Raw genomic sequence first — 18288 nt, forward strand, 5'->3', positions numbered from 1 at the left:
TGAGGGTAAATATTCTCAATCCTGCGGAGAGTCATCATCACCTCCAGAGCAAAGGGGCTCCGGAGGTGAAGCGATGGTGACGATTAATCCGTCAGCGACTCATGTACCTGCTTCGCCAGTTCAAAGGAGTACAGGCGCGCATCGTGATCGAAAATCTGGCCGTTAACCATGATTTCATCGGCCGCGGTTTCGCGCAGCAGCGACTGCAATCCATGGCGTATTTTGGCTTGATCGCCTACCAGCGACATTCCCAGCGCCCGGTCGACGCCGTATTGTTCCGCCGGGCTCCAGAAGGTATCCATATTGTCGATTGGCGGCGGTAGCTGGCCGGTTTCTCCGCGCCGCAGTTTGACGAACGCCTGCTGCATGGAGGTAAACAGGAATTGCGCATCGCGGTTATTGTCGGCGGCGATGATGTTGATACATACCATCGCATAAGGTTTCGCCAGCCGCTCTGAAGGCCGGAAACTGCTGCGGTACAGGTGCAGCGCCTGGAAGAGCATATCCGGCGCGAAGTGAGAGGCGAAAGCGAACGGAAGCCCCATCTGTGCGGCCAACTGGGCGCTGTACAGACTGGAGCCCAGCAGCCAGACCGGGATTCTGGCGCCATAGCCGGGTACCGGCCGCACCGGCGGGTTGCTGTCCCGGGCGTCGAACCAGTCGACCAGCTCGCTAACGTCGCGGGGAAAATTGTCGATATCGCCGCTCATATGGCGACGTAACGCCATCATGGTGCGCTGGTCGCTGCCCGGCGCGCGGCCCAGCCCAAGATCGATACGCCCCGGGTAAAGGGTGTTGAGGGTGCCGAACTGCTCAGCGATCACCAGGGGTGAGTGATTGGGGAGCATCACGCCGCCGGAACCGAGATGCAGAGTTTGGGTATTCGCGGCCAGATAACCGATCAGCACTGAGGTCGCCGCGCTGGCGATGCCGGTCATATTGTGGTGTTCGGCCAGCCAGTAGCGATGGTAACCGAGGCGTTCGGCAAGGCGCGCCAGATCCAGCGAGTGGCGAAAAGCGTCTGCCGCCGCGTAGCCTTCAGGTATCGGCGCCAGATCAAGTACGGAAAAAGGAATAACAGATTGTGCAGGCATAATAAGCTCACTTGATTACAGCATTACGTCAGATTGAAGGTCTTCTTCCGGATTGCTCTGGCGGGTGTCTTTTGCCCGCCAGAGCGCCGGAAAGCTGTATTTCTAATACTGCATTAAGCATTGACGATTGCTGTTAACAAAGCGAGCTTTTTCTCAGGCCTGTAACTCCAGACCGGCCAGCCGCCACCAGTAGCCGTTACAGTCGCTATTCACCGCCAGCGGCTGTGGCGCGGCGCCGTTTTCATTGGCGCGAAAAATATCGATCATCGCCAGAGTCTCGCTGCCTAACGGCGACAGACGCACCATATCCACCAGCCCGGACATGGAAGGAAGTTCGTTGACCAGGTTATAGACATAGCCGCTCATGGTCTGAATGCCGTTGAGTACGAATACCTGTTGATCTTCCTGGGAACGCATATCGCGGCCGTTTGGATAATGGATGCAGCAGGTTTCGCATTCGTCTTTCGGGCGGTTCTCGGAACGGGCGGTAAAACAGCGCGCCGAATAGGCCAGCGGCAGATGGCCGTAGCTGAGCACTTCCACTTCGAACTGACGGCGGATCCCCAGCGCCTCACACTGGTCGAGTAGATTCACCAGCCAGTCGCGGGAGAGTTCCACCGGCATGCACCAGCGGGTCATACCTTGTTTGAGTAGCAGGCGTAGCGTCACGGCGTTGTAGCAGTTCAGGGCATGGCCGGCGACAAAGGGCAGTCTGCGCTCAGCGGCGAGATTCACGGCTCCCAGATCGTTAGCCTCGATCAGGAACTCGCCGTTGTCGACATAGCGCTTCAACTCACCCAGCTCTGAAGGGGCCTGAACCAGCGCCAGGGTGGATATCACCACCTGCTTGCCGCTGGCGGCAAGGGTTTTCGCCATTTCCAGCCAGTCGCCGACTTTTGTAGCGCGGCGCTTACTGCATACGGCTTCGCCGAGGTAGATAACGTCCGCGCTACTGGCGGCGGCCTGCTGATAAAAACTTTCCAGGGTCTCTTTTGGCCAGTAGTACAGTACCGGCCCTAATGAATATTGCATTGTGGCTCCTCTACTGCCATTTCCGGTAATACGCGCCCAGCGTGGTCTGGGTGCCCTCTGCCATGGCGCCGAGGGTTTCCATCCACGCGGCCTGCGGCGTATAGCTCTGCGGATCCGCCATGCAGCGATCGATGGCCTGACGCCAGACTCTGGCGACCTGGCTGACATAGGCCGGGCTGCGCTGGCGTCCTTCGATTTTCACCGAAGCGATATTCGCCGCCAGCAGTTCCGGCAGCAGCTCCAGGGTATTCAGGCTGGTCGGCTCTTCGAGGGCGTGATAGCGCTGGCCGTCGACCAGGTAGCGCCCTTTGCACAGCGTCGGATAACCGGCGTTCTCGCCGTCGTGATAGCGGTCGATAAGTACGTCGTTGAGCCGCGATTCCAGCCCCTGAGGGGTTTGCTGCCAGCGAACGTAGCGCGCCGGCGAACAGGCGCCGACGGTATTGGGCGATTCACCGGTCAGGTACGAGGACAGATAGCAGCGGCCTTCCGCCATGATGCACAAGCTGCCGAAAGCAAACACCTCCAGCGGAACCGGCGTCACGCGCGCCAGCTGTTTCACCTGGTGAATCGACAGAACGCGCGGCAGCACCACTCTGGCGACATCGAAATGGCGCTGGTAAAAGCGAATTGCCTCTTCATTCGTGGCGGAAGCCTGCACGGAGACGTGGCGCTCAATATGCGGATAGCGTTCGGCGGCATATTCCAGCATCGCCAGATCCGCGAGGATCAGCGCATCGGCGCCAGTCTGCGCGGCCATATCCACCGCCCGCTGCCAGCGCTCATAGCCGTCCGGGTGAGCGAAGGTGTTGATAGCGATATGCAGTTTGCGGCGGTGCTGATGCACAAAACTGACTGCTTCCTGTAGTTTCTTCTCGGTAAAATTCAGCCCGGCGAAGTGGCGGGCATTGGTATCGTCTTTCAGGCCAATGTAGACCGCGTCGGCCCCATTTTCGATGGCCGCCTTAAGGGCCGGAAGATTACCCGCGGGGCAAAGTAACTCCATAACATATCCTGGCTGCATTCAATGCAGGCTACGCCGCGCCGTCGCCGGGCGGCTAAAAAAGTGAGTGATGAGCGATTCTAGTTAACCTGCTGGCAACAATTTTTGATTTAAGGCAGTTAATCGCGTATTGATGAATAGCGCGGACCGGCAATTTAGTGGTATCACAAGCAGCGCAATTGTTGATTTTACGCCGCGATGCCATTTCAGCACTGTGGCACAATAACGGCATATTTCGTTTCAGGGAGTAAAGTTCGTGTTGGAGAAACTGCATGCGCGCCTGGTGCGCCTTGGGCCGTCATTAATCAGAACGCCGGTCAGGCTGGCGCCTTTTGCGCTAAAACGCCAGGTTCTGGAACAGTTGCTCGGCTGGCAGTTCCGCCAGGCGCTGGAAGATGGCGATCTGGCGTTCCTCGACGGGCGCTGGCTGAGTATTGAAGTGCGGGATATCGGCCTGCAGTGGTTCACGTCGGTGGCAGACGGCAAACTGGTGGTGCGCGATAACGCCGCCGCCGATGTCAGCTTCAGCGCTGACGCGAACGATCTGCTGATGATCGCCGCCCGCAAGCAGGATCCGGATACTCTGTTTTTCCAGCGGCGTCTGGTGATTGAAGGGGACACGGAACTCGGTCTGTATGTCAAAAATTTAATGGACGCCATTGAGCTGGAGGCAATGCCGAAGCCATTACGCATGGTGTTGCTGCAACTGGCGGATTTTGTGGAGGCGGGGCTGAAAGCGACGCCGACATCCAGAGAACATTCGGTAGGTGAGCCATGTTAATTCGTGTTGAGATTCCCATTGATGCGCCGGGGATTGATGCGCTGTTGCGGCGTACGTTCAAACGCGACGACGAAGCGCAACTGGTCCATTCCCTGCGGGAGGATGGCCTGTTAACCCTTGGGCTGGTGGCGACCGATGATGATGGTCAGGTGGTAGGCTATGTCGCCTTTAGCCCGGTCAGCGTCGACGGCGAAGATCTCCAGTGGGTCGGTCTGGCGCCGCTGGCGGTTGACGAAGCCTGGCGCGGCCAGGGGTTGGCCCGGCAACTGGTGTATGAAGGGCTGGACTCGCTGAACGAGTTTGGCTATGCGGCGGCGGTGGCGCTTGGCGACCCGGCTTTATATGGCCGTCTGGGGTTTGAGCCAGCGGCGCGCTATGGTCTGCATTGCCGCTGGCCGGGGAGCGAAGCGGCTTTCCAGGTGCATCGGCTGGCGGACGATGCGCTTAATGGCGTCAGCGGTCAGGTGGATTATCACGACCACTTTAATCGTTTTTAAGCGGTGCTGGCAGGTCGGCAAGCAGATCTTCAAACGCCATCTGCCCCGCCACCAGCGACTCTTTATGGGCTTTGCTCAGCTGTTTAATGCGATATTCCGCGCGCAGCGCCCGGCTGCGATCGCCGACCGGCGTACTATAAGCCAGGATTAACTCGCCTTTTCCCCGCAGCGCTTTGGCGCCTTTCCCCCGCTGGTGCTGGGTAAGGCGGCGCGTGACATCGGTGGTGATGCCGGTATACAGGCGGTCATCGGCGGTGCGGATCAAATACAAAAACCAGTCAGACATGGGCGTAAAATCGCGGGATAATCAGTCGCACCACCTTATCACGCTTTAGCGGGCGGCGGCATCCGCCGCATCGTAAAGCCGTTTTTCAGAGAGTCATTATGGAAACCCTCGCCGCGATTAGCCGCTGGCTCAGTAAACAGCACGTTGTGACCTGGTGTGTGGCAAAAGACGCCAGACTGTGGTGCGCCAATGCCTTTTATGTCTATGATGCCGGGCGTGTCGCCTTCTATCTGCTGAGCGATACGGATACCCGCCACGGTAAGATGGCCGGCCGCCGCGCGCCGGTCGCCGGTACGGTGAACGGCCAGCCAAAAACCGTGGCGCTGATCCGCGGCGTCCAGTTTCGCGGTGAAATTCGTCTGGTCGACGGCGAGGAGAGCGCGGCGCTGCGCAGTTTGTATAACCAGCGTTTTCCGGTCGCCAGAGCGATGTCGGCGCCGCTGTGGGAAATCCGCATCGATGAGCTGAAATTTACCGACAACACGCTGGGTTTTGGCAAGAAACTTCACTGGGAGCGCGAATCAGGCGCTGAGTAAGCGGATCATTTCCCGATTAAAGGCCGGTAAATCGTCCGGCGTCCGGCTGGTCACCAGTTGTTCGCTGTCCACCACCACTTCCCGATCCACAAAGTCGGCGCCGGCGTTTTTCACATCCACGACAATCGGTTTCACTGCCGTGAGTTTGCGGCCGCGTACCACGTCGGCGCTGATCAGTAGCTGCGGTCCGTGGCAGATAGCGAATACTGGCTTACCGCTGTTCACTATTTCACGGGTGAAGTGTACAAAGCGATCGTCGCCGCGCAGGGTATCCGGGGAGTGACCGCCGGGCAGTAGCAGGGCGTCAAACTGTTCCGGGCTGACATCATCAATGGCGGCGTTAATCATCACGTGGGCCTCGCCACGTTTGCCGGTGACCGATTTCCCGGCCTGTTTTTCGATGGTGATCACGTCGTGCCCGGCATCCAGCAGTGCCTGGGCCGGCGAGGTGTACTCTGAATCTTCAAACTCGTCGGTGATCAGTACAGCAATACGCTTGTTCATAGCGCCTCCGTGGTTTTGGTTTCAGAAACTGTGCCGACATTTTTTATCAGATGATGAATAATTAACGACACAGACCAGTAAGCCTGGATCATGGGGGGAGAATGACCAACAGATTACTCTGCAAAAGGAGGCCGTTATGAGCCGGGTACTGATAACCGGCGCGACGGGGATGGTCGGGCAGGCGCTGCTGAATAAGCTGGCGGCGGAACCGCGCGTCGGCCAGATTATCGCCGTGACCCGCCGCGCGCTGCCGCCGCTGGACAACGTCACCAATATCGTCAATCCGCGCCTCGAAGAGGCTTTGAGCCAGCTTGAGACGCCGCTGGATAGCGCTTTTTGCTGTCTTGGCACTACGCGCCGCCAGGCCGGCAGTCGCGAGGCGTTCAGCGCCGTGGATAAGGACAGGGTGATTGATACCGCGCTGGCTGCCCGGCGACTGGGCGCCAGCCATATGCTGGTAGTCAGCGCTGCGGGGGCCAACGCCGTGTCGCCCTTTTTCTACAATCGGGTAAAGGGGGAGATGGAGGCGGCGCTGATCGCTCAGCAGTGGCCGTATCTGACCATCGCCCGCCCTTCTATGTTGCTGGGGGAACGCCAGCAAAAGCGCTGGAGCGAAGAGCTGCTGGCGCCGCTGTTCCGGATGCTGCCGACTGGCTGGCGATCGATTGCCGCCAGCGATGTCGCCAGCGCTATGCTGGAAGAGATGCTGACGCCGGCGCAGCATGGCGTTACGGTATTGACCAATCAACAGATGCACGACATGGCGGCGAAGCGGCGCTGAACAGACAGGGCGTGGCAGTAGGACGTATCAGCGCTGCGTCCGGGCAGCGCTGATACAGGCATAGATTACTGCAGGTAGCTGAATGCGGTCGTAACGTGTTTCACGCCGCTGACCCGGCTGGCAATATCGGCGGCAGCTTTGCCTTCACGCTCGGTAACGACGCCCAGCAGGAACACTTCGCTGTTTTCGGTGGTGACTTTCACGTTCGAGGATTTCACCTGATCGCTGGTCAGCAACTGCGAACGGACTTTGGTGGTGATCCAGGTATCGGATGAGGCGGTGCCCAGTCCAACCGGGCTGCCGTTGCGGATTTCGTTATACACTTCCGCTACGCCCTCGGTGCCCATGGCTATCTGTTTTGCCCGCTGGGAAAGTTCGGTATTCGGCGCCTGGCCGGTCAGCAGGACTTTCCCCTGGTAAGCGGTGACGCTAACCCGGGCTTCCTTCTTCAACTGTTCATCTTTCGACAGGGCGTTATTGACGCGCAGTTCCAGAGTGCCATCGTCCACCTGAGTGCCGACCGTTCGCGGATCGGTGGCGGTTTTGGTCGCTACCGCGGCGCTGCCTACCACCACGGCGCCAATACAACCCTGTAGCAGTAATGCCGTAATAAGGACTGCCAGCGGCCTGAAAGCCTTCATAAGTACTCCTTAATCATCCTGGTGTGGAAATAGCATGTTATCAATCAGATCGCACAGGCAATTCACCGTCAGCATGTGCATTTCCTGAATGCGCGCGCTGCGATGGGAGGGAATACGAATCTCCACATCCTGCGGCCCGAGCAGACCGGCGAGCTCTCCGCCGTCGTAGCCGGTAAGGGCGACAATCGTCATATCGCGGGTTACCGCCGCCTCTACGGCTTTAACGATATCCCGGCTGTTGCCGCGGGTTGAGATAGCCAGCAGTACATCCCCGGTCTGACCCAGCGCGCGGACTTGTTTGGCATACACTTCATCATGCAGACGATCGTTGGCGATTGCCGTTAAGACCACATTATCGGCGTTAAGTGCGATCGCCGGCAGGCCAGGCCGTTCGGTTTCAAAACGGTTGATCATGCTGGCGGCAAAATGCTGTGCGTTCGCTGCGGAGGTACCATTGCCGCAACAGAGAATTTTATTACCGTTCAGCAGTGACTGAACCAGCGTCATGGCCGCCCGGGAAATGGCATCCGGCAGCGCTTCCGCCGCTGCAATCTGGGTTTGAATACTTTCCGTAAAGCAGACTTTAATTCTTTCGAGCACGGTGATCCTTAGCAATTAACGCCGGTTGTTGATGCCGGGCCGGCTGGCGGCCTGGCGTCAGGCGAAGGCGTTTTTCAGCCATTCGACGTGGGAACCGGTGAAGGCTATCACATCAAAACGGCAATCCACAGTATCAAAGCTCCCATTGTGGCTTGCCAGCCACACCCGGGCCGCCTGCAACACTTTCTGCTGCTTGTGGCGCGTTACGCTGGCCGCCGCGCCGCCGAACGCCGCGCTGTGCCGGTAGCGAACCTCCACAAATACCGTGACGGCGCCTTCCGCCATAATCAAATCAATTTCGCCGCCGCGGGTACGCATATTCGCGGCGATAAAGCGCAGTCCCTTGCTTTCCAGCCAGCGGCGGGCGCGCTGTTCATACGCCGCCCCTGACTGCTGGCGGCTTAGCTTTCCGGGACTACCTGTCCCTGCTGGTAGCGCAGCCATGATAACTTCCTGTTAATGATGCAGTCCGATGTGGCGCTCAGCGTACCGGTATTACCTTTGATCTGGTAACCGGAAACCTGACGCATTTGTGAGAAGTGGTTAGCCAGCGACCAGGCGTCCACACCCATGGCATACAGCCGCGCCAGCGAATAGTCGTTACGTACCCGGGAGAGCGCCTGTTGCATCAGCGGCGGGTTGCCGCCGGCCAGCATCGGGACTTCGCTGTAGCGCAGACCTTCCATCTCCAGACGGAAATCGGCGCCGTTGCTGCCCTGGGCGCTGCGCGAACTGGCGTACAGTTGCGCGCCGCTACGGCTGCCGGCGCGCATGGCGATCATCGGTTTGATCAGCGCCAGTTCATCCTGGCTGGCGAGGATATAAACCGCATCCACGCCGCCGCCGCTCACCGCCATATCGCTGACCGTGGAGGCCATGGACATGCCGTCCGGTGTTGCAAACTGGGGTTGATTTACGGTCACTGGCGTTCCGGAAAGCGCAATGCCGGCGCCGCTGTTGATATTTCCTTTCAGCTCGGCCACCGAACCAAATTTTTGCTGTAGCACTGTGCCGCCGCCCAGTTTTTGCCACTCGCTGGCGAAGGCCTGCGCCACGCGCTCGCCAAGGTTATTGCGCGGGGTCAGGATCAGCGGCGAGCGCTGCCCCTGCTGCCAGATATGGCCGGCGGCATCCCGGGCTTCATCTTCCGGGGAGAGGGCGAAGTAGCAGACGTTAGGGCGATTTTCTACCCTTTCCGGCTGGTTCAGCGCCAGAACATTCATCGGCGTATTGCTGGCCAGCAGTTGTTCCACCTGGTTTTTCAACAGCGGACCGACCACGATAGAGGCGCCGTCCTGCTGGACCTGGGCCAGAATCTGCGCCAGCGGTTGGGCGCTGGTATCATACACCTTCACTTCCGCCCCGGGATTGGCCGGCGTGGCCGCTACCGTTTGAACCGGAGCCGGGGCTGACGGCACTGCCGGCGCCGGCTGTTCGCCGGTCAGATCGTTGACCGATGCCGCGGATGGACTGGCGATGCCATTATCCGCGACGGTCGGCGTCTGAGCATCGGCGGGCTCCTGCGGTGGAACGGGGATTTGCGGCATCGTGTTGGCGGTTGCCATAACCGGCGTTACGCCATTATTTTTGGCGTCATTAAAGCCCTGCTGGATCGTCTGGCCAAAAATAGCCGCTTGGCCGCTGAGCGGGAGCAACAGGGCAATCTTTTCTGTTGAGGCCGGTTTAAACTGCTGGACATTCACCAGTTGGCTGGGCAGCAGTCGCGCGCCGGGGTTTTGCGGATAGCGAATCTGCCAGTCTTTGATTCCGGCTTTCATCATGTCGGGATCGTTGCGGTTATCGAACCAGATACGCTGGAGATCCAGCCAGCCCTGCAGAACATTCTCATTGGCGTTGATCACCAGGCTATTGGCTTGTTCGCGGGTCATCTGGCTGAGCGCCTGCCAGGTGGCGTCGATATTTTTCTGTTTCGCCTGGCCGCTGAGCAGCGGTTCCTGGGCTATCAACGCACGCAGTAGCGGCAGGGAGGGGCGCCCCTGACTGGCGTCGATCTGCGCCTGCCAGTAGCGCGCCTGCTGGCTTTGGTTGAACTGCCCGATTTGCATATCGGCCAGCAGATTGCTGGCGCCGGCATAATCACGCTGCGCCAGCCGGACTTCTGCGGCCAGCAGCGACTGCTCGCGCTGCTGTATCGCGTTCAGCGACTGGGGTAACTGGTTATACAGATCGACAGCCTGTTGGGTTTTCCCTTCGGTCAGCAGGGCATGAATGGCGAGTAATTGCCAGTTGATCCTGGTATCATTTGCGCTTTGCTGCATCTGATCCAGATAGAATGCGGAGTCGGCCTGAACGCCGCCCTGCAGATAAGTACCCGACTGATCCGGCGGTTGTGTGCTACAGCCAGCGAAAAGCAATGATGCCAGTACGACCGGCAAACAGCGCCTGGCATTAGAACGTAAAAAGGTTAGTGGTACCATACTGTATCCAGTGTTGTAGCCAGGTCCATCAGGGCGATTGCCGACGCCATGTTGACCCTGGGCAGTGCTCGCATCTTTACGTAGTATGCGTTGCGGCGCGACTTTCCATGTTCAAACTGACGGCAATACCAGGCCTGATGGGCATGGTTTTATTTTACCCAATGTTCAATATTAAATCGGCAATACGGATGAAACAATGAAACAACACGATTTGGCGGTGATTTCACCCGGTACGCTATACATTGTTCCGACGCCCATCGGCAATCTTGGTGATATCACGCAGCGTGCGCTATCAGTGTTACAGGCTGTTGATCTTATTGCTGCCGAAGATACCCGACATACCGGGCTGTTGCTCGCCCATTTTGCCATTAATGCGCGCCTTTTCGCGCTTCACGACCATAATGAGCAGCAAAAGTCCGAAAGTGTGCTGGCGAAGCTGCGCGCAGGGCAGAGTATTGCGCTGGTGTCCGATGCCGGTACGCCGCTGATTAACGATCCCGGATATCACCTGGTGCGTGCCTGTCGCGAGGCTGGAATTCCTGTGGTACCGCTGCCCGGGCCCTGTGCGGCGATTGCCGCGCTCAGCGCTGCCGGCCTGCCGTCTGACCGTTTCTGCTACGAGGGTTTTTTACCGGCGAAGTCGAAAGGGCGCCGCGATGCGCTACAGGCGCTGGAGCAGGAGCCGCGCACGCTGATTTTCTACGAATCCACTCACCGCCTGCTCGATAGTCTGGAAGACATCTGCGCGGTGCTCGGGGAGTTCCGCTATGTGGTGCTGGCCCGGGAATTGACGAAAACCTGGGAGTCGATTCACGGCGCGCCGATCGGAGAACTGCTGGCATGGGTGAAGGAAGACGACAATCGCCGTAAAGGCGAGATGGTGCTGATAGTGGAAGGCTACCAGAAACAGGAGGACGCGCTGCCCGCCGAGGCATTGCGTACCCTGGCGCTGCTGCAGGCCGAATTACCGCTCAAGAAAGCCGCGGCGCTGGCGGCGGAGATCCACGGGGTGAAGAAGAACGCCCTGTACAAATATGCCCTGGCGCAGCAGTAGTGCTGGTCCGGGCGAAGGCGATTTTTATTCACTCACCAGGCCGGCCTTGAACGTCTGATCTCCGCCATCATTGCCGGAGATCGTGTCGTAATCGCTGTTGGAGAATACTCTCCTGCGCCCAGGGAGATGCAGGCGCTTCGTCGTCACACCACAATCAATTCGACATGGGCGGCCAGCATCTCCGCTTTATCCTCCGCGCTGATGCCGCGATCGGTGATCACACAGCTGATTTTTTCTATTGGCAGTACCTGGTTAAAGCCGCGGCGCTTGAACTTTGTGGCGTCCAGAACCGCTATCACCTGGTGGGCGGCGGCGGCCATAGCGGCGCTGATGGAATAACCTTCGTTAAAGGTGGTGATTCCATTGCTGGTGTCGATACCATCGGCGCCGACAAACATCAAATCGGCGCTGATGCCCTGTAAAGAACGTTCCGCGATGGTGCCGTGCATCGAATGGGTTTTATGACGTACCGTACCGCCGCAGACCACGAGGGTAATGTCTTTGTTTTCCGCCAGCGTAAAAGCCGCCGGAAGGCTGTTGGTAATGACGGTAATATCGGTTTTTTTGGCCAGCGCTTCGGCGATCAACTGGGTAGTACTGCCGCTGTCGAGGATGATGGTCATCCCCTCCTCAATCATGGCGGCGGCGGTCCGGGCGATACGTTTTTTAGGATCGCTGGTCAATTTGTAGTGGTCTTCCGGCAGGACTTCCTCGCTTTCCCCAAGCGGACTGCCGGGTTTAGCGGCGCCGCCGTGAAAGCGCGTGACCAGGCCTTTCTCCTCCAGTAAGCGCAGGTCGGCGCGGATAGTCACCTCAGAGATGCCAAAAGTATTCGAAAGCTCCAGCACCAGCGCGCTGCCCTGCTCGTTTACCATCTCAACGATTTTGTTACGTCGTTCGAATGAGTTCATTATGATTTGCCCGATAATAAATTCCTGCCAGTGTAATCGAAGGCTAATGAGGGTCAAACGCTGATATTCGAAAGTTGGGGGCTGGCGTGGCAAGGTAAACAAGATAAGGGGAATAAAAAAGCATGGCCCGCAGGCCATGCCAGGCAGATAAGCGCGGGGAATCAGGTCACCGGTGCCGGGTTGAAGACCGCCAGTTGATTATGCAGCCCCCATTGATCGGAGAAGGTTTTCTTCCGCCCGCTGGCCACGTCGAGAATCAAGTGGAATAGCTTCCAGCCCACATCCTCAATGGTCTCCTCGCCGGTGGCAATGGTGCCGGCGTTAATATCCATCAAATCATACCAGCGGTTGGCCAGTTCAGTGCGGGTCGCCATCTTAATGACCGGCACAGCCAGCAGGCCGTATGGCGTGCCGCGTCCGGTGGTAAAGACCTGCACAGTAATACCTGAGGCCACCTGCTGGGTGCCGCAGACGAAATCGCTGGCCGGCGTGGCGGCATAAATCAGGCCGCGTCGGGTCGGGCGCTGACCCGGCGACAACACTTCGGCAATGGCGCTCTGGCCGGATTTGGCGATTGAACCGAGCGCTTTTTCTACCACGTTCGCCAGCCCGCCTTTTTTGTTGCCAGGCGAAGGGTTGGCGCTGCGATCGGTTTTCCCCATATCCAGGTAGTTGTCGTACCAGGCCATCTCTTCCAGCAGGCGTTTTCCAACCTCTTCATTGATGGCGCGCGGCGTCAACAGATGGATAGCGTCACGTACTTCCGTCACTTCCGAGAACATCACCGTTGCGCCACAGCGCACCAGCAGGTCGGAGGCATAACCCACCGCCGGATTGGCGGTGACGCCCGAGAAAGCATCGCTGCCGCCGCACTGCATGCCGACCACCAGTTCGCTGGCCGGGCAGGTTTCGCGCTGGCGCTGGTTCAGCTTCGCCAGATGGCGTTCAGCCACCTGGAGAATATCGTCGACCATCGATTTGAAACCGACGTGTTGTTCATCCTGCAGGCGCACAATACTGGCGCTATCCACGGCGATAGGCTGAACGTCTTCGGTGCCCTGCAGCAGGCGCTCCGGCTGGAGTTTTTCACAACCCAGGCCGATAACCATGACTTCGCCGCCGAAATTGGGATTCAGGGCGATGTTGTGAATCGTGCGGATCGGCACTACCGCGGCGGGCGCGTTGATGGCGACGCCGCAACCGTACAGGTGGTTAAGTCCCACCACGCCGTCAACATTCGGATATTTGGGTAGCAGATCGCGTTCGATGATTTTCACCACGTAATCCACCACGCCGGCGACGCAGTGTACGCTGGTGGTGATGCCCAGCAGATTCTTGGTTCCCACGCTGCCATCCGGATTGCGGTAGCCTTCAAAGGTGTAACCTTCCAGCGGCGGTAGCGGTTCCGGTACCCTGGTCGCCAGCGGCAGTGTATGAAGAGGCGGCGCTTCGGGGAGTTCGACCATGGATTCATCAATCCAGCTTCCACGAGGAATCGCGCGCACCGCGTAGCCGATAATTTCGCCGTAACGGATAATTTCGCCGTGGGCTGGAATCTCTACCAGCGCAACTTTATGACCCTGTGGAATATGTTCAATTAATTCCAGGCCGTCCGGAAAACGGGTGCCCGCTTTCAGACCATGGTCATTAACAATAATCGCGACATTATCCGTGTCGTGAACTTTTATATAAAATGCCCTGGGCGACGGCGATTTAATTTCGATAGCGGCCATTGTCCATATTCTCCAGTATGCGGTGCGGAAATATAACTAAAAATAGCTTTATGATTAGACTGTGGAGGATAATGTCAGGCACTGGCGGGTAAGAATGTGACTTGAGTCACTTAATGCGTTCGGGCCTGCTGTGGCGGGCATGGCAATATGAAAATCTGTGGCGCAGCGCCCATGGTGCTGGGCGTTTGCCACAAAAAAACAGGATATTGAAATTATCAATTGTGCATATGTCTGGTGCCTGGTGTGAGTATGGAAATTATACTGAAGACCGATTTGATTGCATCAGGTTAATTTAAAATAAGACAGTCAGTGAGTGTTTATTCGGGCCGAATTGCCTTTATCAATAATCAGGATCCTTAATTGCCTCTGCTTAAAGGATATAAAATGATACTGGATACTATAATCGAAATGAAAAAGGACAACGACACCCGCAGTCTTATATTGTTAATCGTATTTATCGTCATCGCCGTTAACTATGTTGATCGCGCTAACCTGTCGATTGCCGACGCTGAAGCGGTCAAAGAACTCCAGTTGAGCGTGCTATTGATGGGGGTATGTCTTTTCTGCCTTCGGCGGGGTCTGTTTACTGATGCCGATCCCTGGCGGATGGGTTCGGAATCGCAGCGGCTGCGCTAAAGTCTCGACCTGGTCTGTCTTTCTGGCCCCTGTTTACATCCCTGGAGAGGTTATTATGTGGACAGCGGCGGCCCGGCTGTTCCGCCCTGGTGGCGATGGTGTGATACCTGGTGATGGCGGGCGATATTAAACGCATGGAACTGCAGAAATAAGCATCGGTTAATTTAAGGGTAATATTATGAATAACAACGTTTTTCCCAACAAATTCAAGGCTGCCCTGGCCGCCGGGCAGACCCAGATTGGCTGCTGGTCGGCGCTGGCGAGCCCCATCAGCACCGAAGTCTTAGGGCTGGCAGGTTTCGACTGGCTGGTGCTGGACGGCGAGCATGCGCCAAACGATGTCTCCACTTTTATTCCGCAGTTGATGGCGCTGAAAGGCAGTACCAGCGCGGCGGTAGTGCGCGTGCCGACGAATGAGCCGGTGATTATCAAGCGCCTGCTGGACATCGGTTTTTACAACTTCCTGATCCCGTTTGTTGAAACGGAAGCGGAGGCCGTCAACGCGGTGGCGTCTACGCGTTATCCGCCGCAAGGGATTCGCGGCGTGTCCGTATCGCACCGCGCCAACATGTTTGGCACCGTGCCGGATTACTTTGCCCAGTCGAATAACAACATCACCATCATTGTGCAGATCGAAAGCCAGCAGGGTATCGATAACGTAGATGCCATTGCGGCAACCGAAGGTGTCGATGGGGTTTTTGTTGGCCCAAGCGATCTGGCTGCTGCGTTGGGTCATCTGGGGAACGCCTCCCATCCGGATGTACAAAAAGCGATTCAGCATATTTTTGCCCGTGCGAAAGCGCACGGTAAACCGTGCGGCATTCTGGCGCCCGTTGAGGCTGACGCCCGCCGTTATCTGGAATGGGGCGCTACTTTCGTGGCGGTAGGCAGCGATCTGGGCGTGTTCCGCTCCGCCACCCAGAAACTGAGCGATCTGTTTAAAAAATAATGACCACCCGTAACGATTAAGAGAGAGAAAAGTTATGACGATGAAAGTGGGTTTCATTGGCCTGGGTATCATGGGCAAACCGATGAGTAAAAACCTTATCAAGGCCGGTTACTCCCTGGTGGTGTCTGATCGTAACGCTGAGGCGGTGGCTGAAATGATCGCCGCCGGCGCCGAAGCAGCATCCACCGCGAAAGCGATCGCCGAACAGTGCGATGTGATCATCACGATGTTGCCGAACTCACCGCATGTGAAAGAAGTGGCGCTGGGCGAAAACGGCATTATCGATGGCGCGAAGCCGGGCACAGTGCTGATCGACATGAGCTCTATCGCCCCGCTGGCCAGCCGTGAAATCAGCGAAGCGCTGAAAGCCAAAGGTGTCGACATGCTGGATGCGCCGGTGAGTGGCGGCGAGCCGAAAGCTATCGACGGCACGCTGTCTGTGATGGTGGGCGGCGACAAAGCGATTTTCGACAAATACTACGATCTGATGAAAGCGATGGCCGGCTCCGTGGTGCATACCGGCGAGATTGGCGCGGGTAACGTGACCAAACTGGCTAACCAGGTGATTGTGGCGCTGAACATTGCCGCCATGTCAGAAGCGCTGGTGCTGGCCACGAAAGCGGGCGTTAACCCGGAGCTGGTGTACCAGGCTATTCGCGGCGGACTGGCAGGCAGTACCGTGCTGGATGCAAAAGCGCCGATGGTGATGAGCCGCAACTTCAAACCGGGTTTCCGTATCGACCTGCACATTAAAGATCTGGCCAATGCGCTGGACACTTCCCACGGCGTGGGCGCCCAGTTGCCGTTGACTGCGGCGGTGATGGAAATGATGCAGGCGCTGCGCGCCGATGGTTTGGGTACCGCTGACCACAGCGCACTGGCGTGCTACTACGAAAAACTGGCTAAGGTTGAAGTCGGCCAGTAAAAGCTCAGATAACCGGCAAGGCCCAAAACCGATTGGTGGGCCTTGCGGTTAACGGGCAATACGCGATTCAGCGCTTTTGAACTGGCCCGGATGAGTTGCGTGACAAGGCTGATATTTGCCATCTGTTGTACAGGCGCGGTAACGCACTCTGTTTTTCTCGCCCGTCGTGGCATTGACCTCCGCATGGATCGATTATGAAGATCGTTATCGCACCAGACTCATACAAAGAAAGCCTCTCTGCGGTTGAAGTGGCGCAGGCGATAGAAAAAGGCTTTCGGGAAATCTTTCCCGATGCCGAATACGTCTCCATTCCGGTGGCGGATGGCGGTGAAGGGACGGTCGATGCCATGGTTACCGCCACGCACGGCAGTAAAATCAGCACCTGTGTTACCGGGCCACTGGGAGAGAGGGTTCAGGCAAGCTGGGGGATATCTGGCGATGGCAAAACGGCGTTTATTGAAATGGCGGAGGCCAGCGGCCTGGCACTGGTACCGCCGCAGAAGCGCAATCCGTTAGTGACGACTTCGCGCGGCACAGGGGAACTTATCCTGCAGGCGCTGGATAACGGCGCGCGGCATATCATTATCGGTATTGGCGGTAGTGCCACGAATGACGGCGGCGCCGGTATGGCGCAGGCGCTGGGCGCGCGCCTGTGTGATGCAAAGGGAAAAGAGATTGGTAACGGCGGCGGGAGTCTGGCAACCCTGAGCTGTATTGATATCAGCGCGCTGGATCCTCGTCTGTGCGAGTGCGTAATTGATGTGGCCTGCGATGTGACCAATCCGCTGGTCGGGGAAAACGGCGCGTCGCGGATTTTTGGGCCGCAGAAAGGCGCCAGTGAAGCGATGATTCAGACACTGGATAAAAACCTCGCACATTACGCCAGTGTCATTGAACGCAGTCTGCATAAAGATGTGCGCGCCATGCCCGGCGCCGGCGCGGCCGGCGGTATGGGCGCGGCATTAACCGCGTTTCTCAATGCCGATTTGCGCAGCGGCGTGGAGATTGTTACCGAAGCGCTGAACCTCGAAGAACATATTCATAATTGTGCGCTGGTGCTGACTGGCGAAGGGCGTATCGACAGCCAGAGTATTCGCGGGAAAGTGCCGGTGGGCGTCGCCAGCGTGGCCAGGAAATATCATAAACCGGTGATTGGCATTGCCGGTAGTCTGTCCCCGGACGTGGCCATTGTGCATCAATATGGTATCGATGCGGTATTCAGCGTGCTGAATCGGATTGTGTCGCTGGACGATGCCCTGCGCGATGCGTTCGATAATATTTACCGCGCCTCGCGCAATATCGCCGCCGCGCTGCGGGTTGGGATGCATACTGCCGCGTGACAGCGGCAGGGAAACCCACTATACTTCGCGCCGAAGCTGACCAGACAGTCGCCGCTTCGTCGTCGTCCCTTTCGGGGGAGACGGGCGGAGGGGAGGAAAGTCCGGGCTCCATAGGGCAGGGTGCCAGGTAACGCCTGGGGGGCGCAAGCCTACGACCAGTGCAACAGAGAGCAAACCGCCGATGGCCCGCGCAAGCGGGATCAGGTAAGGGTGAAAGGGTGCGGTAAGAGCGCACCGCGCGACTGGCAACAGTTCGTGGCACGGTAAACTCCACCCGGAGCAAGGCCAAATAGGGGTTCACAAGGTACGGCCCGTACTGAACCCGGGTAGGCTGCTTGAGCCAGTGAGCGATTGCTGGCCTAGATGAATGACTGTCCAAGACAGAACCCGGCTTACCGGTCAGCTTCACATCTTCTGAACCCCGTCATTACTGGCGGGGTTTTTACTTTTGTGGCACATGCGGCCCTATCTTTATGGCGGATGGTGCGATACCCGTCTGGCCGGTCCTGTAAGGCAGGTTTTCGCACAGTGTCCCCTAATCCGCACA

The 18288-nt window shown here is 57.9% G+C and carries 19 protein-coding genes, 1 other RNA gene and 1 pseudogene; 10 read left to right on the forward strand and 11 right to left on the reverse strand.

Annotated elements, in window-relative coordinates:
• Positions 1-83: 83 nt before the first annotated feature.
• The 3 genes from AQ981_RS06045 to ubiU form a co-directional block, all read right to left on the reverse strand.
• A complete protein-coding gene (locus AQ981_RS06045; protein ID WP_058910859.1) occupies positions 84-1094 on the reverse strand; it encodes a luciferase-like monooxygenase in 1011 nt (336 codons plus the stop codon).
• Positions 1095-1247: 153 nt separating this feature from the next.
• Positions 1248-2126: a U32 family peptidase gene (locus AQ981_RS06050; RefSeq protein ID WP_058910860.1), complete on the reverse strand. Its 879-nt coding sequence runs from the start codon at positions 2124-2126 to the stop codon at positions 1248-1250.
• A 10-nt stretch (positions 2127-2136) separates the two neighbouring features.
• On the reverse strand, positions 2137-3132 hold the full coding sequence (gene ubiU / locus AQ981_RS06055; RefSeq protein ID WP_058910861.1) for a ubiquinone anaerobic biosynthesis protein UbiU: 996 nt from the start codon (positions 3130-3132) through the stop codon (positions 2137-2139).
• A gap of 253 nt (positions 3133-3385) precedes the next feature.
• Here ubiU and ubiT point away from each other — a divergent pair, with 253 nt between their 5' ends.
• Together ubiT and AQ981_RS06065 are read left to right on the forward strand one after the other, a co-directional pair.
• Positions 3386-3910 (forward strand): ubiquinone anaerobic biosynthesis accessory factor UbiT, encoded by a 525-nt coding sequence (ubiT, locus tag AQ981_RS06060; RefSeq protein WP_058910862.1) that lies wholly within the window; start codon positions 3386-3388, stop codon positions 3908-3910.
• Positions 3904-4407: a GNAT family N-acetyltransferase gene (locus AQ981_RS06065; RefSeq protein WP_058910863.1), complete on the forward strand. Its 504-nt coding sequence runs from the start codon at positions 3904-3906 to the stop codon at positions 4405-4407. Before ubiT ends, AQ981_RS06065 begins: the two co-directional genes overlap by 7 nt.
• Here AQ981_RS06065 and AQ981_RS06070 read toward each other — a convergent pair.
• Positions 4394-4693: a GIY-YIG nuclease family protein gene (locus AQ981_RS06070; protein WP_058910864.1), complete on the reverse strand. Its 300-nt coding sequence runs from the start codon at positions 4691-4693 to the stop codon at positions 4394-4396. The two genes, AQ981_RS06065 and AQ981_RS06070, sit on opposite strands and share 14 nt — an antisense overlap.
• 98 nt (positions 4694-4791) lie before the next feature.
• On the opposite strand from AQ981_RS06070, the gene AQ981_RS06075 reads away from it, so the two are divergent.
• Positions 4792-5229: a YhbP family protein gene (locus tag AQ981_RS06075; protein ID WP_058910865.1), complete on the forward strand. Its 438-nt coding sequence runs from the start codon at positions 4792-4794 to the stop codon at positions 5227-5229.
• Here AQ981_RS06075 and AQ981_RS06080 read toward each other — a convergent pair.
• The gene (locus tag AQ981_RS06080; protein WP_058910866.1) at positions 5215-5733 is read right to left on the reverse strand and encodes a type 1 glutamine amidotransferase domain-containing protein; all 519 of its coding nucleotides are present in this window, start codon (positions 5731-5733) and stop codon (positions 5215-5217) included. The two genes, AQ981_RS06075 and AQ981_RS06080, sit on opposite strands and share 15 nt — an antisense overlap.
• A 136-nt stretch (positions 5734-5869) precedes the next feature.
• Here AQ981_RS06080 and AQ981_RS06085 point away from each other — a divergent pair, with 136 nt between their 5' ends.
• A complete protein-coding gene (locus AQ981_RS06085; RefSeq protein WP_058910867.1) occupies positions 5870-6514 on the forward strand; it encodes an NAD(P)H-binding protein in 645 nt (214 codons plus the stop codon).
• A gap of 65 nt (positions 6515-6579) precedes the next feature.
• Here the strand turns inward: AQ981_RS06085 and dolP are convergent, their stop codons facing one another.
• Genes dolP through AQ981_RS06105 form a run of 4 tightly spaced genes read right to left on the reverse strand, consistent with a single transcriptional unit; the run spans position 6580 to position 10193 of the window.
• Positions 6580-7155, reverse strand: a complete 576-nt coding sequence (dolP, locus tag AQ981_RS06090) for a division/outer membrane stress-associated lipid-binding lipoprotein (RefSeq protein WP_058910868.1) — start codon at positions 7153-7155, stop codon at positions 6580-6582.
• 9 nt (positions 7156-7164) lie between these two features.
• Positions 7165-7755 carry a DnaA initiator-associating protein DiaA gene (gene diaA, locus AQ981_RS06095; RefSeq protein ID WP_058910869.1) on the reverse strand — a complete coding sequence of 197 codons (591 nt, stop codon included), beginning with the start codon at positions 7753-7755 and terminating at the stop codon, positions 7165-7167.
• A 57-nt stretch (positions 7756-7812) separates the two neighbouring features.
• Positions 7813-8199, reverse strand: a complete 387-nt coding sequence (locus AQ981_RS06100; protein WP_058910870.1) for a YraN family protein — start codon at positions 8197-8199, stop codon at positions 7813-7815.
• Positions 8157-10193, reverse strand: coding sequence for a penicillin-binding protein activator (locus tag AQ981_RS06105; protein ID WP_058910871.1), 2037 nt, complete (start codon positions 10191-10193; stop codon positions 8157-8159). The genes AQ981_RS06100 and AQ981_RS06105 overlap by 43 nt, the downstream gene beginning before the upstream one ends.
• 196 nt (positions 10194-10389) lie before the next feature.
• Between AQ981_RS06105 and rsmI the strand changes: the two genes are divergently transcribed.
• The gene (gene rsmI / locus AQ981_RS06110; protein ID WP_058910872.1) at positions 10390-11247 is read left to right on the forward strand and encodes a 16S rRNA (cytidine(1402)-2'-O)-methyltransferase; all 858 of its coding nucleotides are present in this window, start codon (positions 10390-10392) and stop codon (positions 11245-11247) included.
• 143 nt (positions 11248-11390) lie between these two features.
• Here the strand turns inward: rsmI and AQ981_RS06115 are convergent, their stop codons facing one another.
• Positions 11391-12158 carry a DeoR/GlpR family DNA-binding transcription regulator gene (locus AQ981_RS06115; RefSeq protein WP_058910873.1) on the reverse strand — a complete coding sequence of 256 codons (768 nt, stop codon included), beginning with the start codon at positions 12156-12158 and terminating at the stop codon, positions 11391-11393.
• Positions 12159-12319: 161 nt separating this feature from the next.
• Positions 12320-13891: a galactarate dehydratase gene (gene garD / locus AQ981_RS06120; RefSeq protein WP_058910874.1), complete on the reverse strand. Its 1572-nt coding sequence runs from the start codon at positions 13889-13891 to the stop codon at positions 12320-12322.
• 384 nt (positions 13892-14275) lie between these two features.
• On the opposite strand from garD, the pseudogene AQ981_RS06125 reads away from it, so the two are divergent.
• From AQ981_RS06125 to rnpB, 5 genes and pseudogenes are all read left to right on the forward strand, one after another.
• Positions 14276-14574: pseudogene (locus AQ981_RS06125) on the forward strand (MFS transporter); the annotation flags it as partial.
• 131 nt (positions 14575-14705) lie between these two features.
• Positions 14706-15476: a 2-dehydro-3-deoxyglucarate aldolase gene (garL, locus tag AQ981_RS06130; protein ID WP_058910876.1), complete on the forward strand. Its 771-nt coding sequence runs from the start codon at positions 14706-14708 to the stop codon at positions 15474-15476.
• A gap of 34 nt (positions 15477-15510) precedes the next feature.
• Complete coding sequence (garR, locus tag AQ981_RS06135; RefSeq protein WP_058910877.1) at positions 15511-16401, forward strand: 2-hydroxy-3-oxopropionate reductase; 891 nt, start codon at positions 15511-15513, stop codon at positions 16399-16401.
• A 194-nt stretch (positions 16402-16595) separates the two neighbouring features.
• Positions 16596-17741: a glycerate 2-kinase gene (garK, locus tag AQ981_RS06140; protein ID WP_058910878.1), complete on the forward strand. Its 1146-nt coding sequence runs from the start codon at positions 16596-16598 to the stop codon at positions 17739-17741.
• A 32-nt stretch (positions 17742-17773) separates the two neighbouring features.
• Positions 17774-18152, forward strand: an RNA gene (gene rnpB / locus AQ981_RS07220) — RNase P RNA component class A.
• Positions 18153-18288: the final 136 nt, after the last annotated feature.

The organism is Entomohabitans teleogrylli (assembly GCF_001484765.1).
Taxonomy (GTDB): domain Bacteria; phylum Pseudomonadota; class Gammaproteobacteria; order Enterobacterales; family Enterobacteriaceae; genus Entomohabitans; species Entomohabitans teleogrylli.

What these genes read in the sequence shown, in the direction of transcription:
- AQ981_RS06045 (WP_058910859.1), bottom strand. Translation starts at nt 1,094, where the DNA reads ATGCCTGCACAATCTGTTATTCCTTTTTCCGTACTTGATCTGGCGCCG.
- AQ981_RS06050 (WP_058910860.1), bottom strand. Translation starts at nt 2,126, where the DNA reads ATGCAATATTCATTAGGGCCGGTACTGTACTACTGGCCAAAAGAGACC.
- ubiU (WP_058910861.1), bottom strand. Translation starts at nt 3,132, where the DNA reads ATGGAGTTACTTTGCCCCGCGGGTAATCTTCCGGCCCTTAAGGCGGCC.
- AQ981_RS06065 (WP_058910863.1), top strand. Translation starts at nt 3,904, where the DNA reads ATGTTAATTCGTGTTGAGATTCCCATTGATGCGCCGGGGATTGATGCG.
- AQ981_RS06070 (WP_058910864.1), bottom strand. Translation starts at nt 4,693, where the DNA reads ATGTCTGACTGGTTTTTGTATTTGATCCGCACCGCCGATGACCGCCTG.
- AQ981_RS06075 (WP_058910865.1), top strand. Translation starts at nt 4,792, where the DNA reads ATGGAAACCCTCGCCGCGATTAGCCGCTGGCTCAGTAAACAGCACGTT.
- AQ981_RS06080 (WP_058910866.1), bottom strand. Translation starts at nt 5,733, where the DNA reads ATGAACAAGCGTATTGCTGTACTGATCACCGACGAGTTTGAAGATTCA.
- AQ981_RS06085 (WP_058910867.1), top strand. Translation starts at nt 5,870, where the DNA reads ATGAGCCGGGTACTGATAACCGGCGCGACGGGGATGGTCGGGCAGGCG.
- dolP (WP_058910868.1), bottom strand. Translation starts at nt 7,155, where the DNA reads ATGAAGGCTTTCAGGCCGCTGGCAGTCCTTATTACGGCATTACTGCTA.
- AQ981_RS06100 (WP_058910870.1), bottom strand. Translation starts at nt 8,199, where the DNA reads ATGGCTGCGCTACCAGCAGGGACAGGTAGTCCCGGAAAGCTAAGCCGC.
- AQ981_RS06105 (WP_058910871.1), bottom strand. Translation starts at nt 10,193, where the DNA reads ATGGTACCACTAACCTTTTTACGTTCTAATGCCAGGCGCTGTTTGCCG.
- rsmI (WP_058910872.1), top strand. Translation starts at nt 10,390, where the DNA reads ATGAAACAACACGATTTGGCGGTGATTTCACCCGGTACGCTATACATT.
- AQ981_RS06115 (WP_058910873.1), bottom strand. Translation starts at nt 12,158, where the DNA reads ATGAACTCATTCGAACGACGTAACAAAATCGTTGAGATGGTAAACGAG.
- garD (WP_058910874.1), bottom strand. Translation starts at nt 13,891, where the DNA reads ATGGCCGCTATCGAAATTAAATCGCCGTCGCCCAGGGCATTTTATATA.
- garL (WP_058910876.1), top strand. Translation starts at nt 14,706, where the DNA reads ATGAATAACAACGTTTTTCCCAACAAATTCAAGGCTGCCCTGGCCGCC.
- garR (WP_058910877.1), top strand. Translation starts at nt 15,511, where the DNA reads ATGACGATGAAAGTGGGTTTCATTGGCCTGGGTATCATGGGCAAACCG.
- garK (WP_058910878.1), top strand. Translation starts at nt 16,596, where the DNA reads ATGAAGATCGTTATCGCACCAGACTCATACAAAGAAAGCCTCTCTGCG.